The following is a 17,555-nucleotide window of genomic DNA, read 5'->3' as shown; positions in this document are numbered from 1 at the left end:
GCCTTGTTCAACTAAAAGTGATGTATTCAATTTATGAACAATATTATGAAAATACAAAATTTTCTATCTTTGTTGATGACTTTAAGAAGAAAAGTGGTGCGATTGTAATATTTAGCTCGATAACACATGAGATCGTTGGTTTTTCTACAGTTGCAGTTCAACATTTTTATTTTGAAGGGAAAGATTATACCGTTTTATTCAGTGGAGATACGGTTATTCAAAAGAAGTATTGGGGAACGAGAACACTACAAAGTGCAATGTTGAAGTTTATGATGAAACTTAGGGTTAAATACCCATTTAATGAGTTGTATTGGTTATTGATATCAAAAGGTTATAAAACTTACTTATTATTAGCCAATAACTATTATGTATATTATCCAAATATGCAAGATGATAATCAGCACCTTGCAGCAGTTGTCGATCATTATTGTGAGAATTTCTTTAGTGAGTATTATGATAAAGATATTGGATTATTAAACTTTGGTGAGGATTATCAGCCTTTAAAAGGTGAAGTTGCACCAATTACCGATGAGATGAGAACAAAAAATCCCAAAATTGAATTTTTTGAGCAGCTTAATCCCACATGGACAGCAGGGACTGAATTACCCTGCATAGGAAGGTTAGGTTGGAAAGATTTAGCTCGCTTCCCAGTAAAGTTAATATCCAAGCCGATAAGTAAAGGACGTTGCGAGGCAATTATTACAAAACAAAATATCCAAACTGGAGTTTCAAAATGAGATACGAACAATGGCTAAGCTCAGGATCACATTTTATTTTGAAGCAGTGGTGTAATACGACCGATAGAAAGTTTAAAAAAAACGCCAATCAACTTGAGGTTACCCAACGTAAAATTCTCAGCGCTATTTTACAATCTTCAACTTTAGCGATTGAAAATCGAGTTGTGAATTATGAGCAGTTCGTAAATGCCTTTATGCCAACTCGTTATAGCGCATGGCGAGAAGATATCCATCTATATCGAGAAGAAAAACGTGTACTTTCAAATAGTAAGTTGATTCGTTTTCAACCGACCAGCGGCTCTAGTGAACAAATAAAATTTATTCCCTATACTCAACAATTTTTAAACGAGTTAGATCAAGCCATTGCAACATGGCTGGCAAGCTTATATCGAAAATGCCCTCAGCTCCAATCAGGAACCCATTATTGGTCCGTTTCGTGGTTACCTGAAAGCCAAAGAGAGATTTTAAAAGATAAAAACTTAAATGATGACAGTGCATTGCTAGGATTTGGGAAACGGATTTTATCTAAATTTACGCAGGCAGTTCCCAGTAATGTTGCATTTGCCTCAAATGCAGATGATGCCTTATTTGCCACGATTTGTTATCTCGTCGCAAATCGTAATCTGGCAATGATCTCTGTATGGAGCCCAACATTTGCATTACAACTTCTTGATCGTTTGCAAAATATGCATAAGGAGGTGATGGCTGTATTAGCTACGGGGTCTTGGGGAGGTCGAGCTGTATCTTTACAACAAGTAAAAGCACCCTACTGTCGATATAGTGCTGAGTGTCTAAGCATGAGTATGGTTGATGGGCAGATTGATTTTAAAAAATTATGGCCACGCTTAAGTTTAGTGTCTAGCTGGGATACAGCAGGTTCAAAAGCATGGGCGGACGTATTAAAAGCAAGATTACCTTTTGTACAATTTGAAGGTAAAGGTTTATGGGCAACTGAAGGTGTTGTAACGATACCCTATCAAGGTCAATACCCACTTGCTTATCAAAGTCATTTTTATGAGTTCGAATATTTAGAGGGAGAGCAACGTGGTCAAATTGTACCTTCATGGAAGCTCAAACAAGGTGATATTGTTAGCCCAATCATAAGTTCTGGTAATGGCTTATTAAGATATTGTCTCGATGATTGCATTCGTGTCACAGGCTTTTTAGAACAAGTACCGTGTTTTGAGTTTTTGGGTCGTCGCTTTGGTGTTGATCTCGTGGGTGAGAAACTAGCACCTGAAACTGCCCAACAACTTTTATCTCATCTTAATCAAACGCAATCGAAAGCAATCTCTTTACTGGCAATTGATACACAACAACAGACAAAACCTTTTTATTGTGTTTTGTTTGAGGGGGATATTCATCATCAGATTGATCATGAATATATTGACCAGATCTTACGTCAGAATTTCCATTATGAACTTGCTCGTAATCTAGGGCAACTGGATCAACCGCAAATTCGAAAAGCAGAAAATGGTTGGGATGCTTACAAAAAACTTGTGATGTATGACGGTATTATTGAAGGCAATATTAAGCCTGAACCTTTGAAAAAGATTAGCTTGAATAGTTTAGCGCAGCTATGAAACAAGGGATGAATAGGATGATGCAATTGGGGCATCGAATTGCTCGATATCAGTATTTAATACTTTCCAGTTTTTTAGTGATGAGTAGTCCTCTCAATGCCATGACCTTAGATCAAGCATTGAGTGCCAGTTTAAAGCATGAAAGTCGTCTAGAACTGAGTCGCTTAGATGTAAATCGTTCCACTGCTATGTTAGAGCAAGCGAAGCAACGAGATGGTCTAAAAATCAATTTAGTTAGTCAGTTGGACTATGAAAGAATCGAAACACCTGAAACAGTGTTATTTCCCACTGAAGGTAATCGACGAGGGCGTAGCCTACAGTTGCAGTTAGACTATCCGATTTATACTTCTGGTCGACATCGTTTAGGTGTCGATGTTGCTAAAAGCCAAGTTGCTGCTCAACATCAGGCTTTTTCAGACCGTCGATCAGAAACGATCTTAAATACAGTGATGGTTTATACCGATGTATTGAAGAAAAAAGCCATTCTAGACTTGAGAAAGAAAACACTCACAAATTTGCAACGTTCGTTATTCGAATCACAACGTCGGTTTGATGTCGGTATGATTACCCGTGCAGATTTGGCTCAAGTCTTGGCACAAGTTGCGCAAGGACAAGCTGATGTGACTCAGGCGCAATCAAATCTCAGTATCAGTGAGGCACAATTTTATCAGATTACGGGTATTTACCCAGAACATTTGGCTAAAGTTGATCAGCTACCCATGATTACGTTGAGTTTAGATGAGATCTTAGCTAAAACAAAAAATCACCCTGCACTAATTCAAGCCAAATATGAGAAGCAAGCAGCTGAACAACAATTTGCGCTTAGCAAAAGGGAGTTATGGCCGACCGTGATGTTAACCAGTCGTGCAGGTAAGCAAGAAGAGGCCAGTTATATCGGCTCTGAAAGTAATAACTATATGGTTGGAGTACAGTTAAATGTCCCTTTATTTGATGATGGATTAAATCGTGCGAATGTACGCAAAGCCCAGACGGATGTGGATTTGAGTCATCAGAAGATTAGAAGTTTAGAGCTGGATTTAAACCAACGTGTACAAACCACCTATGCCCAGCTTTTAAGTGTTCGGCAAAATAAAAATGCACTTCAAAATGCTATCGATGCAGCAGAAATCGCATTGTTATATACCCGGAAGGAATTTGAATTGGGCACAAAAACGACTTTTGATTTACTTAATACCGAACAAAAATTACTGGATGTGAAAACACAAAAAACAGTGAATGAGCAAGATGAGATCGTTTTTGTTTATCAGTTATTAGATCAAATGGGTGAGTTAAATCAATTGATCACAACGCAACATCCGAAATAAGGGAAATAACAATGAATACAAGCCCAGCCAGTCAGTATTTTGAAGGTCAACTTGTTACAAGGGAAGCAACACAGGAAGATGATCAGGCCTTAAGAGCCTTGATCGCTGTACCGATGACAACACGCGGTATCCAGATTAGTTTTCAACGCGAACCAAGTTATTTCAAAGCTTCTGATATTCTGTATAAACATAAATTGCATGTTCTGATTGAGGATAAAGAAAATCAGAAAAAAGTGGCTTGTTATAGCAATGGTTATCGACCATGTTATGTTAATCGTGAGATACAAAATTTTCGATATGCGAGTGATTTGCGGGTGGATCATCAATATCGCGGAAAATCTCTAGTGAAAATGCTAGGCGCTCATGTCGAAAAAAATATGCATGATCCTAATTTTAGTCAAATGATTATTTTTGATGATAATCATGCTGCGCGTGCGGCTATTCAAACACCTAAAACAGGCATGCCTGATTATTATGATGAAGGACTGATTGAGACTTTAACATTAACGAGTTTAGGCAGATTGAGTAAACTAAAAAAATATATAAAGGCTCAAACGTCAAATAATGAAACTGCTGATGAGATTTGGTCATGTACTGCTGGGATTGAGCATATTGCTGAAATGAATGCTTTTGTGACGGAAATGTCAGATTATTATAATTTTATTCCTGCATATAATTTTGAAGAATTGGCTGAAGGGAATTGTTATTTTTCTGGTTTAAATCTTTCGGATTTTTTGCTTTATTTTCATAATGATAAAATCGTAGGAATGTTTGGGCTTTGGGATCAACATGGTCTTAAACAAACTAAAATATTACATTACAGTCGCATGATTGGATTGTTTCGTCCGATTTATAATTTATGTACGGTTTTTAGTAAAAGTTTAATTTTGCCAAAACGTGGTGACTCAGTGAAATACCATGTATTACATAGTTTATTGTGTCATCCAAACGCTTTGTCTTTGCATCATCGTATGCTCACCGATGCTTATCAGCGTTCCAAGCAACTCGGAATCGGTGCTGTAAGTTTTACCTTGTCACATCAAGATCCCCGTTATCAGCTCAATCAGTTTTATAAGGGAGAGCGTTTAACTGGAATGCATGGCTTTATTAGCTTTCAAGGTGATCCTCGTCCCAATTTTGACAAAAACTTAATCCCATATCTTGAGGTGGGACGGATCTAGCATGAATTGAACGGACTGCAAAATATTGAGTATTGAGCAGTCTTTTCAGAAATGAATGTTTGAAGCTGCTGTATTTCTGGGCAGATTCAAGTTAAATCACTTCGAAATACAGACAAAAGTTATCAATTTCATAAAATACTTCTATAATAACGCCCATCATTACGAGTTGCAGAGTGCATGTCATCTCGACAATCTCTCGCAACTACGCATTATTAAGTCAATTTAACGCTACAATTCGGCTTATTTATCAATATTTTCAATCTTTTGTGTCAAATAAACACATCAGACTAACTTAGGTGCCAGCATGGAAATCAAGGTAAATTACCTCGACAACCTTCGACAAGAAGCCAAATTCGATGACTTTACGGTAATCGCAGATCAACCGATTCGTTATAAAGGGGATGGATCTGCACCGGGGCCATTTGACTACTTCTTGGCATCGTCGGCACTCTGTGCAGCTTATTTTGTCAAAGTGTATTGCGCGGCACGTGATATCCCAACCGATAATATTCGTTTATCACAGAACAATATTGTTGATCCAGAAAACCGTTATAAACAGATTTTTAAAATTCAGGTTGAACTTCCAGCTGATATTTCTGAAAAAGATCGTCAGGGGATTTTACGTTCAATTGACCGTTGTACCGTAAAGAAAGTCATTCAAACGGGTCCTGAATTTGTCATTGAAGAAGTAGAAAGCATCGATGCAGATGCTCAAGCTTTATTGATGCCGAATCTTGCAGCTGAAAGTACCACTTATATTCAAGGTAAAGACCTACCTTTAGAAGAAACCATTGCCAATATGTCGAGTATTTTGGCAGGCTTAGGTATGAAGATTGAAATTGCGTCATGGCGTAATATTGTACCGAATGTTTGGTCACTGCATATCCGTGATGCACAGTCGCCGATGTGTTTTACCAATGGTAAAGGCTCAACAAAAGAAAGCGCACTAGCATCTGCATTAGGCGAGTTTATTGAACGTCTTAATTGTAATTTCTTCTATAACGATCAATTTTGGGGTGAAGAAATTGCCAACGCAGAATTTGTGCATTACCCAGACGAGAAATGGTTTAAACCAGGACCAAATGGCGAATTACCAAAAGAAATCTTGGATGAATACTGTCTTGAGATTTACGATCCTGAAAAAGAGTTACTAGGTACGCATTTATATGATACTAACTCTGGGAATATTGAACGTGGTATTTGTTCACTTCCTTTTGTACGCCAATCTGATGGCGAAACAGTTTACTTCCCATCAAACTTGATCGAAAACTTGTATCTCAGTAATGGTATGAGTGCAGGGAATACATTAGAAGAAGCTCAAGTTCAGTGCTTATCTGAAATTTTCGAACGTGCTGTAAAACGTGAAATTATCGAAGGTGAAATTGCACTACCTGATGTTCCTGAAGAAGTTTTGGCAAAGTATCCAAGTATTGTTGCAGGTATCCAAGGACTAGAAGAGCAAGGTTTTCCAGTATTAGTTAAAGATGCTTCTTTGGGCGGCCAATTCCCAGTGATGTGTGTCACTTTGATGAACCCACGCACAGGCGGTGTGTTTGCTTCATTTGGTGCGCATCCAAGTTTTGAAGTGGCTTTAGAGCGTAGTTTGACTGAGTTATTGCAAGGTCGTAGTTTTGAAGGTTTGAATGACTTACCTCAACCAACCTTCCAAAGTGAAGCAGTGACCGAACCGAATAATTTTGTGGAACACTTTATTGATTCAAGTGGCTTAGTCTCTTGGCGTTTCTTCAGCGCAAAATCTGATTATGATTTTGTAGAATGGGATTTCACCAATGATGGTGAAAACTCAAATGCAGATGAAGCCGCAGAACTGTTTGGTATTCTTGAAGAAATGGGCAAAGAAGTCTACATGGCTGTCTATGAGCATCTCGGTGCGACAGCTTGTCGTATCCTCGTACCCGATTATTCTGAAATTTATTTGGTTGAAGATTTGATTTGGGACAATACCAATAAAGCATTGGCTTTCCGTAAAGATATTCTAAATATTCATCGTTTAGATGACGAACGTCTTGAAGCACTGGTTGAGCGTTTAGAAGAATGTGAACTTGACGATTACACAGAAATCACGACCTTAATCGGCATTGAATTTGATGACAATACTGTTTGGGGACAATTGACACTGCTTGAATTAAAACTCCTTATTTATGTTGCTCTGAAGCAATTTGAAGAAGCAAAAGATTTAGTTGAGCAATTCCTGCAATACAACACCAACACTGTAGAACGTGGTTTGTTCTATCAATGTATGAATGTTGTGCTAGAAGTCATTCTCGATGATGAGATGGAATTGGAAGATTATGAAAAGAACTTCCGTCGTATGTTTGGTGATGAACGTATGGATGCTGTCGTGGGTTCTGTCGAAGGCACTGTTCGTTTTTATGGCCTAACACCAACCAGTATGAAACTCGAAGGTTTGGATCGTCATTTACGTTTGATCGAAAGCTACAAGAAGTTGCACGCTGCTCGTGCAAAAGCAGTCGGTTTAAATAAATAATTAACAGCATGAGTTTTTAAATTCATGCTGAATACACTTGACTAAAAGCGTTCATATCGTGGAGGTCAAGTGTATTTTTTTCATTAAAATCAGTTAAATAAATTAAAATTATATTTTATTATGAATACTATTCATAATTTATGATTATAAAAAATCATTTCATGCATATTTAGATTCTTTGTAAGCTAGAAAACACAATAAAACATGTTTTGGTATGGAGTAACCAATGAAACATATATATAGCTTATCGATTTTATAAGATTTCAACATGGCTTTTGAACTGATTATTGAAAAAGATTAATCCTAAAGGAACGATATTACAACTTTATAGAGTGGAACAATGAACCAACTCGATTTTTCTATTATTGACCCACATATACATCAGTGGGATCCTTACCATACTCCGCATTCCGCAGCGGTATTGGTTAAGGCATTGGGGAAATATCCAGCGCTTATGGATAAGATTCTTCGCTTAGTAAAACCAAAAGCGTTATTGGACACTCTAGGGCATACGCAACATGTATTAAGCCCTTATTTGCCGATGCATTATCATCAAGATTTAGATGGGATACAGGTTGAAAGCGTTGTTCATGTCGAAGCCAATTGGCATCATCATAAAGGGTTTGGCGTTGTTGAAGAAACAAGATGGTTAAGACAGTTAGATTTTGCAAAATATGATTTAAAGCTTGCTGCAGTTGTTGCCACGGCGGATCCAAGTCACCGCAAATTCGCAGATATTTTAAAAGCTCATCGAGATGCAAGTCCTTTGTTTAGAGGAATTCGAAAGATGTCTTCTTGGCATGAAGATGACGGCATCTATCGCTGGTCTAAAACACCTCATTTATATCAGTCTAAAAAATTCTTAAAAGGATTTGAGCAACTCGCCAAAATGAATCTGTCCTTTGATGCTTGGGGTTATTCAACTCAATTAAATGAGATCACTGCCTTGGCCAAGCAGTTTCCAGAAACAAGGATCGTGGTAGATCATCTTGCAACACCTGTTGGTTTATTTGGTGCAGTAGGGAAGAAGACAGGGAAAACTGCTGCGCAACGTGATGCAATATTTCAGCAATGGCAAAACGACCTAAGTGCTTTAGCGAAGCAGCCGAATGTGCATGCAAAAATATCAGGGCTTATGATGCCAGTATTGGGACATACATTTTATAAAGAAAATCGGACGGCAACTGTTGCTGAAATGGTTCAATTATTGACCCCATTGATACAGCATGCGATCCATGTCTTTGGTACAGGACGCATCATGTTTGCTTCAAACTATCCAATGGATAAACCTAATGCGCGGTTAACCGACTTAATACAGGCTTATATCAAAATGATTGAGCCTTATGGTTCTGAAGCTTTACAAGCGATTTTTAGACAAAACGCAATCCATTTTTATCAATTAGACATTAACTAAACAAAGAGCCATGCTATGAAAAATTTTAATCAAAAAGTTGCCGCGATTACAGGTGCTGGTTCTGGAATCGGTCAACAACTCGCTATCTTATTGGCACAACAAGGTGCACATTTAGCCCTGAGTGATGTCAACGAGCAAGGCTTAGCTGAAACATTGGAACTTGTTAGATCCTATCCAGTTAAAGTCACGCTTAGCACCTTAAATGTGGTTGATCGCACTGCTGTAGAGGAATGGGCTGCGAATACCGCTCAAGAACATGGAAAAATTAACCTCATTTTTAATAATGCAGGCGTAGCATTGGCAAGCACGGTTGAAGGAATGAGTTATGAAGAAATGGAATGGGTATTTGATATTAATTTTTGGGGTGTTGTACATGGAACCAAAGCATTTTTACCCTATTTAAAGCAAAGTGGTGAAGGGCATATTATCAATATTTCCAGTCTATTTGGCTTAACAGCACAACCTACGCAAAGTGCATACAATGCGACTAAATTTGCAGTACGTGGTTTTACCGAATCACTTCGTCAAGAGCTTGACTTACAAGCCAACGGTGTAAGTGCAACTTGTGTCCATCCAGGGGGGATTCGCACTAACATTGCGAATAGCGCACGCATGAGTGATAGTATTCGTGCTTTAGGATTGAATCCTGCAAAGGCCAGTAAAGCTTTTAACAAGGTACTTAAAACCCCACCTGAAGAAGCTGCAAAAGTAATTTTAAATGCGGTTAAAAAAGATCAGCGCCGAGTTTTAATTGGCAATGATGCCAAAATTTTAGATCTAATTCAGCGTGTAGCACCATCACATTATGCGCAAGCATTGAATTTGTTCACCAAAAAGAAAAAGTAAGATTTGAGTTCATCCTCTATTTGATTCACAAAGCTCTAAAGTAAAATGTAATTTAGGGCTTTGTGAATCAATGGATTATGCTAAATATTGAATGTTAAATTCTCTATAAAACATTCCCAAAGCCAATATACCCATCATGACAGACAGCGTTCTTAATAAAATGGTTTGTACTTTTATATCACTGAGTACTTTCTTTAGATTCCACGAAAAAAAGACATAAAGTCCGCCAATGATGGCAAGCGTGAAGATGGTAATAAACACTAAAAACCAGCTTTGCTTTTGCAATGACTGCGCGCCGAAGATAGCAGGTACAATCGCAAGATAAAATGAAATGGTTTTAGGATTACTCAAAGTAATCAACAGCCCATCTTTATAGGAAAAAAGCGTGTTTTTGAGATTTTCAGGTGCTTCATTTTCCAAAAGATTACCGTTAAAAAACCAAAACTTATAAGCTAAGTAAAACAGGTACGAACTTGATAGTAGTATCAAATAAAAAACCAAATGTGGACTGAAATGATGAAGAGAAGAAAAAAGAAAAATTGAAATCAATAAAAAAGTGATATCTCCCGTGATGAGACCACACAGCATCATTAGTCCGTTTTTATATCCCTGCACTAAAGTCTTAAACATAAGACCAGTCATGCCTGGTCCAGGGAGGATTGCGGCTAATCCTAAAGTTAAAACATAGGTCATTGTTTGTGTGAGATGTTCCATGTCAATTAAAACCAAATGAAATCGGATCTCTATTTTTTAATAAATACATAGGTAAATTTGATCTATATGTTCTAGTAAATATAAAAATTAGGGTATAAATAACCCTATATTTAACTTTAATAGAAATGTTATGCCTAATTTAAAAATTGATAAAACTGATGCAAGAATTTTAGAGTTGTTGCAAAAAGACTCAAGAACCACTAATGCTGACTTATCAGAACAGTTAGGTCTTTCAACCTCGCCCTGTTGGCGAAGAGTCAAACATTTAGAAGACACCAAAGTCATCAAAGGATACGGCGTTTTACTTGATCGCAAAAAACTTGGCTTAGGTGTGATGGTGTTTGTCCGTGTATCGATTGATAGTCATAGCGAAAGAGAGGCAAAGAAATTTGAAGAGGAAGTCACTGCTTTAGATTATGTCGTTGCATGTTATAGCATTGGAGGCGATGCAGACTTTTTGTTGCAAGTCGTATCACCAGATCTCGATACCTATGCTGAATTTTCAATGACGACCATTCGAAGATTGCCCGGAATCAAAGAAATGCAAAGTATGTTTGTGCTGAAGGAAATAAAGCCCTTTTTATGTTTTCCAGTAAAGCCTCAGAAATAAACACTAGCGCACTGATTTTGACTGATCGCAGTGCATAAAAAATAAAAATGCCTTGTTTTAAGCCAAAAAAGTATGACGAAATACAAAAATCGTATTACTAAACTGGCACGCCATTTGCTTCATTAATCCCATCATAAAGTGATCTAGGGTTCCGATAGACAACTCCTCAAAGTTGGCTATGACTGAGACCGAGAGTTCACGGTTCGCAAGAACTACACGGAGGGATAAAAGCCCGGGAGGTTGGACTTAAACCTTAAAAGAGGTCATGCGAATGAGCGAATATCATAACAACCAGATCCTTTGGACTGAAAAACTACCGGGTGGTCATCATTGGTCTGGACGAGTTCAGAAAGGGACAGTTTTACAATTCAAAGCGTTAGCTTCAAACGCCAATGTTTCACTGTTTTGTGTGAATGCTGAAGATAAACTCGAACGTTACAACATGCCAGACACCTTAAAAGGGCAACATACTGCATTTTTAACGACGGGCAATGTTTTGTATTCAGATTTAGGGCGTGTCATGGCATCGATCGTTAAAGATGACCATGGTTGGAATGATACGTTCTGTGGGGCGAGTCGTCCTGAACAAATCAGCAAACAGTTTGGTCAACGTCGTTTTCAAGATGCACGAAATGAAATGTACCAAAACGGTGTAGATGGCTTATTGGTAGAGATGGCGAAATTTTCACTGTCACAAACTGATTTAAGTGCAACCGTAAACCTTTTCTCAAAAGTGAGTCCCAATGATCAAGGTGCTCTAACCTATACCCAATCAGACAATACCAGCCAAATCATTGAATTACGTTTTGAAATGGATTGTTTGGTTTTCCTTTCTGCTGCTCCCCATAGTTTAGATAACAGTTCGCTCTATCAACCAAGCGATATTCAATTGTCTTTGTATAAAGCCAATTCTTTAGCCGACCACGATATTTGTCGTGATGCCTGTCCACAAAATCAACGTGCTTTTCAAAACAACGTACGTTACTACGCATTGAGTTCAGCATATTAAGCTATAGGAGAAGCATCATGACGAGTTTACATACTTTTGAAAAAGCAACATTAAGTGAAGTTTGTCCTGCGGGTGAAGCGTGGATGTGCGAAGTCAAAAAAGGGCAATACTTTCGGATTATCGATTTAGAGGGCAATCAAGCTGTTGATACGTTGTTTATCTCAGCAGAAAATCCTGAAGAGCGTTATAGCGCTACAGATACGCTTGCCATGAATCAATATCTCTATTTAGAAAAAGGCACAGCTTTATACAGTAACTTTGGACGGTTAATTGCAGTCATTCATGATGATAACTGCGGTCGTCACGATACGTTGGGTGGCGCATGTTCTTGCGAAAGTAATACTGTGCGCTATGCACATGAAACTTATCCTATGCATAGTTGTCGCAACAATTTCATGTATGCCTTAGCCAAACATCCAATCGCGAAAAAGCACAATTTGAATGTGCGTCACATTGGTCCAAATATCAATTTCTTTATGAATGTTCCTGTCACATCTGATGGACATTTGAAATTTGATGATGGTATTTCTGCACCGGGTAAATTTGTCGAGATCAAAGCAGAAATGGATTTAATCGTGCTGATCTCTAATTGCCCGCAACTGAATAATCCATGTAATGCCTATAACCCGACACCGATCCAATTAGTGATTCGTGATGGTGTGGAGGCTTAGTCTATGTTTAATAAAGTTTTAATCGCCAATCGTGGAGCCATTGCATGTCGTGTTATTCGAACACTAAAAAAAATAGGTATTCAATCCGTTGCTGTCTACTCTGAGGCAGACCGAGATTCATTGCATGTGACCTTAGCAGATGAAGCGATTTATATCGGTGATGCACCCGCGAGTCAAAGTTACCTCAATGTTGACAAAATTTTAGAAGTCGCCAAACAAACAGGTGCGAATGCCATCCATCCGGGTTACGGTTTTCTATCTGAAAATGCTGAATTTTGTGATTTGTGTGAATCACAAGGAATTGCATTTATCGGTCCAAACTCTGCTCAAATGCGTGCATTTGGTTTAAAACATACCGCTAGAGAACTTGCAATCGAAGCAAATGTGCCGCTATTGCCGGGTAGCCAACTTTTAGCTGATGAAGCAGAGGCATTGGTTGAAGCAGAGCGCATTGGTTATCCTGTGATGCTAAAAAGTACCGCGGGCGGTGGTGGTATCGGCATGCGCTTGGTATGGAATGCTGAAGAACTTAAAGATGCTTTCACAACAGTTTCTTATCTTGCACAGGCAAACTTTAAAGATGCAGGACTGTATTTAGAGAAATTTGTACAGAATGCTCGCCACATCGAGGTGCAAATATTTGGTGATGGTCAAGGACAAGTTTTAGCGTTAGGTGAACGAGATTGTTCTGTTCAACGTCGCAATCAAAAAGTTATTGAGGAAACCCCAGCACCACATTTAAATGATCAACAACGTTCATATATTCAGACTGTTGCAATTCAACTCATGCAATCTGTGAATTATCGTTCGGCGGGCACTGTTGAATTTGTGATGGATACGGACACGCAAGACTTTTACTTTTTGGAAGTAAATACCCGTCTACAAGTTGAACATGGTGTCACAGAACAAGTGTACGGTGTAGATTTGGTTGAATGGATGGTCACACTTGCGAGTGGCGACTGGACAGCACCAACGCAATCTTTGAAATCAGTAGGACATTCGATACAAGTTCGTTTATATGCTGAAGACCCGATCAAAAACTTCCAACCGAGTGCAGGTTTACTGACCTTTGTTGAATTTGATGATCAAGCACGTAATGAAACATGGGTAGAAACTGGCTCGACTGTTTCCTCATTTTACGATCCGATGATTGCTAAAATTATCGTCACGGCAAATGATCGAGATGCGGCTATTCAAGCAATGAATCATAGCTTAGCCAAAACTCAGGTGGCAGGTATCGAAACCAATCTTGAATATTTACAGAATATTATTGATTGTGAAGTGTTTAAAGCGGGTACACAAACCACTCGTTTCCTCAATACTTTTGAGTGGAAAACTCAAAAAATCGAGATATTGCAAGCTGGTATTCAAACTTCCATACAAGATGTCACTGGGCGTTTAGGTTACTGGGATGTGGGTGTACCACCGTCTGGAGCGATTGACCCTTTATCTTTAAATGTGGCAAACCAACTACTTGGCAATGCATCTAATAGTGCAGGTTTAGAATGTACCTTGCATGGACCTACACTAAAGTTTCACTGTGATAGCCAAATCGTGCTTGCAGGTGGTGACATGCCTTCAACCTTAGACGGTGAGCACATTCCAATGTGGCACACGGTGAATGTGAAGAAAGGGCAAATTCTTAAATGCGGTAAAATCATCACAGGGTGTAGAACGTATATTGGCATCAAAGGTGGTTTGAATGTTCCTGAATACTTGGGTTCACAAGCGACATTTACTTTAGGTCAATTTGGTGGTCACGCAGGACGTAATTTGTTAATTGGTGATATGTTGCCAATCACTTCTTTTCGTTCAGATCAACAAACGAGTTTAAATGCAGAACAAGTCCCGACATTCTCAAACAGTTGGGAAATTGCGGTGATGTATGGTCCGCATGGTGCACCTGATTTTTTCACCAAACAAGATATTGATGCCTTCTTTGAACATTCCTTCGAAGTACATTTCAACTCAAGCCGTACAGGAATTCGCTTGATCGGACCAAAGCCTGAATGGGCGCGTGAAGATGGCGGCGAAGCAGGTTTACATCCTTCCAATATTCATGACAATGCCTATGCTATTGGAGCAATCGACTTTACTGGAGACATGCCGATCATTTTAGGTCCTGATGGTCCGAGCCTTGGAGGTTTTGTTTGCCCAGCAGTCGTTGTTCATTCTGAACTTTGGAAATTAGGTCAACTAAAAGCAGGAGACAAAGTTAAATTTGTTCCTATTCGATATGAACAAGCAACCCAATTAAATCAAACCTATCATCATATGCTTAGTACAGAGCATCTCAATGCTGTGCAATTCGGTCAAAGCTTTTATGTTGAGCATGATAGCTTAAATGATGCTGTATTAGATCGTTTAGATGGTCAAGACCATACGCCAAATGTAGTGTATCGCCCCGCTGGTAATAACTACATGTTAGTTGAGTATGGCGAATTGGTTTTAGACCTGAATTTGCGATTCCGCATACATGCATTAATGCAGTGGGTTAAAGATCAAAACATAAAAGGTATCATTGATTTAACACCGGGAATACGTTCACTTCAAATTCATTATGATTCACTCAAACTTGATCAACAGAATTTATTGAACCTCCTTAAACAAGCCGAAACAGAATTACCTGATGTGACTGAAATGCAAGTTCCTTCACGTACTGTGTATTTACCTTTGGCTTGGGAAGACTCTCAAACGCAGTTGGCAACTGAACGTTATATGCAAACGGTGCGTCCAGATGCACCGTGGTGTCCAGACAATATCGAATTTATCCGTCGCATTAATGGTCTAAAAGATAAGCAAGCTGTAAAAGACGTAGTGTATAACGCAAATTATTTGGTGATGGGCTTAGGCGATGTATATCTCGGTGCACCAGTTGCAACACCACTTGATCCACGTCAACGACTCGTAACGACCAAATATAATCCTGCACGAACGTGGACACCTGAAAATGCTGTCGGAATCGGCGGTGCTTATATGTGTGTCTATGGGATGGAAGGACCGGGTGGCTATCAATTTGTGGGTAGAACAACGCAAATGTGGTCTCGCTATCGTAGAAATGCAGACTTTGAGCAAGGTAAACCGTGGTTATTGCGCTTCTTTGATCAGATTAAATTCTATGAAGTTTCTGAAACAGAACTCATGCAAATGCGTGAGGATTTTAAGGCAGGACGACTCAAACTCAGAATTGAGGAAGGTGTTTTAAACCTCAAAGAATATAATCAATTCTTATCAGACAATGCTGAAACCATTTCAAGCTTTAAAGCAACTCAACAAGCGAACTTTGATGCTGAACGTCGCCGTTGGCATGAGGCTGGTCTTGCAGAATATGTCTCAGAGAGTTTGGATGCTGTTGATGAAGGTGAGACCGTCATCATTCCTGATGGTGGGTGTGCCGTTGAATCACATATGCCGGGTTCGATTTGGAAAATTGAATGTCAATCTGGTGATATCGTTGAGGAAGGAGCAACGCTAGCGGTCATCGAGGCTATGAAAATCGAAATTCCGATAGTTGCGCCCGAACGCATGAAAGTTGAAAGCATTACGATCGAAAAAGGACAAACTGTTAAAACAGGGCAAGTGTTATTTACGCTAGCGCCAGTGGCTTAAATAAGTAGGAATAAAAAAGACCGTTTAGGCGGTCTTTTTTATTTTAAGAATTACATTTTTCAATGTGTTTATAAATGCGTTCACATAATTGTTTTGCTTTTGGTGTAAGTTTCCAATCAGTATGCTCGTCAAAATCTTTAATGATTTCACGACAAAAATCTAACTTGTATTTGATTGTACCTACGCCTGTACCATCAGCAAACAAAGTTTGTTTGGTTTTAGATGATGGTTTCTTTAATTTAATATCCAAAAGCTTACCAATACCAACTTCTTTATGATCGAAATAATTTTCATCAGTAATATTATTAATTAAAGAAATATCATAGCTATCTTTTGTTTTAGATTTCATTCGATTAAATCTTTGAATAGCTACTCTGACTATAGAATCTTTGGATAGGGTGTTTTCTGTTTCCTTGCAATCTAAAATCAGATAATTATCTGTCTTTAACTCTTTTCTTAAAATCTGAACACGATCAGCTTTACCTTGAATATCGCCATCAGCTATTAGCAACATTTCACTTGCAACAGCTTTAGCACTTAAGCCTTTATCTTCCAATTGATCAGCATAATTGTCACTAAAACACCAATGCACTAAATTACTGCCAGCGTATTCAACAAATGTATAATGATAATTTGGCATAAAACGACGATATTTTTTATAAAGATCTTCATTTGAGTTTTCTAATTCAGCTAAATATTTTTCCATATATTTAGTGATATATAAACGGTCGGTAATACCTTCAACCCAAATTGTACAATTGGCTAAATATATAGAAGAAGGGCGTACACCTAGTGAAGCAAGTAGGTCACGATCACGGTCACAACGATAAATTTTAAACTCAAATTGTTTTTCATCATCTTTTTTGGATTGCTTGATAAATTTTTGGATAATTACTTGATCTGATTCATCTGCCATGTCTAGTAAATGATTGGAATGAGTCGTAAAGAAATAATAGTGTGGCGTTTCGTTTAAATAGAAGTTCATCAACTGACGAACCATACCTGCATGCATATGAAGTTCAGGTTCTTCTACAAAGAAAGCATATGTTTTATCTTTTTTTATAAATGCTTCATAAGTCAAAATAATTGCTTGTTGAAGCCCATCGCCTAATTGTGAAATAGGGAACTGTTGGTCTTTTCCAATCTTAATATTTACAACATCTTGATCGTGCTTTGGGATCAGTGAAACAGGTTCATTATCAAAGAAATATTGACTTAATTTTTTTTCGTAATTTTTAATCAAGTCACGTTGTTCCGGTTCACCTAAAAGGTGAATTTTAAGTTCATGGTATAAACATTCTCCTGTAATAATATTTTTGGAATTAAATTTAGTTGTATCTGAAAAAT

Annotated in this window: 13 protein-coding genes and 1 riboswitch; of the genes, 11 read left to right on the top strand and 2 right to left on the bottom strand. The window is 38.2% G+C overall.

Going from position 1 to position 17,555, the window contains the following annotated elements; genetic code table 11:
• From HMPREF0023_RS14235 to HMPREF0023_RS14205, 7 genes are all read left to right on the top strand, one after another.
• Positions 1 to 737: hypothetical protein (locus tag HMPREF0023_RS14235; protein ID WP_008942424.1), on the top strand; the 737-nt coding region annotated here is incomplete at its 5' end.
• Positions 734 to 2,320: a GH3 family domain-containing protein gene (locus tag HMPREF0023_RS14230; protein WP_008942423.1), complete on the top strand. Its 1,587-nt coding sequence runs from the start codon at positions 734 to 736 to the stop codon at positions 2,318 to 2,320. The genes HMPREF0023_RS14235 and HMPREF0023_RS14230, both read left to right, overlap by 4 nt.
• Positions 2,317 to 3,645: a TolC family protein gene (locus tag HMPREF0023_RS14225; RefSeq protein ID WP_008942422.1), complete on the top strand. Its 1,329-nt coding sequence runs from the start codon at positions 2,317 to 2,319 to the stop codon at positions 3,643 to 3,645. The genes HMPREF0023_RS14230 and HMPREF0023_RS14225 overlap by 4 nt, the downstream gene beginning before the upstream one ends.
• Before the next feature lie 11 nt (positions 3,646 to 3,656).
• Positions 3,657 to 4,826, top strand: coding sequence for a hypothetical protein (locus HMPREF0023_RS14220; RefSeq protein WP_008942421.1), 1,170 nt, complete (start codon positions 3,657 to 3,659; stop codon positions 4,824 to 4,826).
• Positions 4,827 to 5,130: 304 nt separating this feature from the next.
• Positions 5,131 to 7,335, top strand: coding sequence for an OsmC domain/YcaO domain-containing protein (locus HMPREF0023_RS14215; protein WP_008942420.1), 2,205 nt, complete (start codon positions 5,131 to 5,133; stop codon positions 7,333 to 7,335).
• Positions 7,336 to 7,675: 340 nt separating this feature from the next.
• The gene (locus HMPREF0023_RS14210) at positions 7,676 to 8,749 is read left to right on the top strand and encodes an amidohydrolase family protein (RefSeq protein ID WP_008942419.1); all 1,074 of its coding nucleotides are present in this window, start codon (positions 7,676 to 7,678) and stop codon (positions 8,747 to 8,749) included.
• Between the two features lie 15 nt (positions 8,750 to 8,764).
• The gene (locus HMPREF0023_RS14205) at positions 8,765 to 9,595 is read left to right on the top strand and encodes an SDR family NAD(P)-dependent oxidoreductase (RefSeq protein ID WP_005090492.1); all 831 of its coding nucleotides are present in this window, start codon (positions 8,765 to 8,767) and stop codon (positions 9,593 to 9,595) included.
• Between the two features lie 75 nt (positions 9,596 to 9,670).
• Here the strand turns inward: HMPREF0023_RS14205 and HMPREF0023_RS14200 are convergent, their stop codons facing one another.
• Entirely contained in the window at positions 9,671 to 10,309 is a 639-nt protein-coding gene (locus HMPREF0023_RS14200) for a LysE family translocator (protein ID WP_008942418.1), read from the bottom strand.
• A gap of 130 nt (positions 10,310 to 10,439) precedes the next feature.
• Here HMPREF0023_RS14200 and HMPREF0023_RS14195 point away from each other — a divergent pair, with 130 nt between their 5' ends.
• The 4 genes from HMPREF0023_RS14195 to uca all read left to right on the top strand — a co-directional run bounded on the left by HMPREF0023_RS14195 (position 10,440) and on the right by uca (position 16,208).
• On the top strand, positions 10,440 to 10,919 hold the full coding sequence (locus tag HMPREF0023_RS14195) for an Lrp/AsnC family transcriptional regulator (RefSeq protein ID WP_005080650.1): 480 nt from the start codon (positions 10,440 to 10,442) through the stop codon (positions 10,917 to 10,919).
• Positions 10,920 to 11,051: 132 nt separating this feature from the next.
• Positions 11,052 to 11,160, top strand: a riboswitch (guanidine-I (ykkC/yxkD leader).
• A gap of 24 nt (positions 11,161 to 11,184) precedes the next feature.
• Positions 11,185 to 11,928: an urea amidolyase associated protein UAAP1 gene (locus tag HMPREF0023_RS14190; RefSeq protein WP_026056335.1), complete on the top strand. Its 744-nt coding sequence runs from the start codon at positions 11,185 to 11,187 to the stop codon at positions 11,926 to 11,928.
• A gap of 17 nt (positions 11,929 to 11,945) precedes the next feature.
• On the top strand, positions 11,946 to 12,599 hold the full coding sequence (locus HMPREF0023_RS14185) for an urea amidolyase associated protein UAAP2 (protein WP_008942416.1): 654 nt from the start codon (positions 11,946 to 11,948) through the stop codon (positions 12,597 to 12,599).
• Between the two features lie 3 nt (positions 12,600 to 12,602).
• Positions 12,603 to 16,208 (top strand): urea carboxylase, encoded by a 3,606-nt coding sequence (uca, locus tag HMPREF0023_RS14180; RefSeq protein ID WP_008942415.1) that lies wholly within the window; start codon positions 12,603 to 12,605, stop codon positions 16,206 to 16,208.
• A 43-nt stretch (positions 16,209 to 16,251) separates the two neighbouring features.
• Here uca and HMPREF0023_RS14175 read toward each other — a convergent pair.
• Positions 16,252 to 17,555 (bottom strand): ATP-dependent nuclease (locus tag HMPREF0023_RS14175; protein WP_008942414.1); only part of this gene is annotated, 1,304 nt, incomplete at its 5' end.

Source organism: Acinetobacter sp. ATCC 27244 (genome assembly GCF_000156555.1).
Lineage (GTDB): Bacteria > Pseudomonadota > Gammaproteobacteria > Pseudomonadales > Moraxellaceae > Acinetobacter > Acinetobacter haemolyticus.
Note: the sequence above shows the minus strand (reverse complement) of the source record. Positions and strands in the feature narration are given on the sequence as shown.

Bases quoted from the DNA above. Each gene is read 5' to 3' on its own strand.
- HMPREF0023_RS14230 (WP_008942423.1), top strand. From the start codon at position 734: ATGAGATACGAACAATGGCTAAGCTCAGGATCACATTTTATTTTGAAG.
- HMPREF0023_RS14225 (WP_008942422.1), top strand. From the start codon at position 2,317: ATGAAACAAGGGATGAATAGGATGATGCAATTGGGGCATCGAATTGCT.
- HMPREF0023_RS14220 (WP_008942421.1), top strand. From the start codon at position 3,657: ATGAATACAAGCCCAGCCAGTCAGTATTTTGAAGGTCAACTTGTTACA.
- HMPREF0023_RS14215 (WP_008942420.1), top strand. From the start codon at position 5,131: ATGGAAATCAAGGTAAATTACCTCGACAACCTTCGACAAGAAGCCAAA.
- HMPREF0023_RS14210 (WP_008942419.1), top strand. From the start codon at position 7,676: ATGAACCAACTCGATTTTTCTATTATTGACCCACATATACATCAGTGG.
- HMPREF0023_RS14205 (WP_005090492.1), top strand. From the start codon at position 8,765: ATGAAAAATTTTAATCAAAAAGTTGCCGCGATTACAGGTGCTGGTTCT.
- HMPREF0023_RS14200 (WP_008942418.1), bottom strand. From the start codon at position 10,309: ATGGAACATCTCACACAAACAATGACCTATGTTTTAACTTTAGGATTA.
- HMPREF0023_RS14195 (WP_005080650.1), top strand. From the start codon at position 10,440: ATGCCTAATTTAAAAATTGATAAAACTGATGCAAGAATTTTAGAGTTG.
- HMPREF0023_RS14190 (WP_026056335.1), top strand. From the start codon at position 11,185: ATGCGAATGAGCGAATATCATAACAACCAGATCCTTTGGACTGAAAAA.
- HMPREF0023_RS14185 (WP_008942416.1), top strand. From the start codon at position 11,946: ATGACGAGTTTACATACTTTTGAAAAAGCAACATTAAGTGAAGTTTGT.
- uca (WP_008942415.1), top strand. From the start codon at position 12,603: ATGTTTAATAAAGTTTTAATCGCCAATCGTGGAGCCATTGCATGTCGT.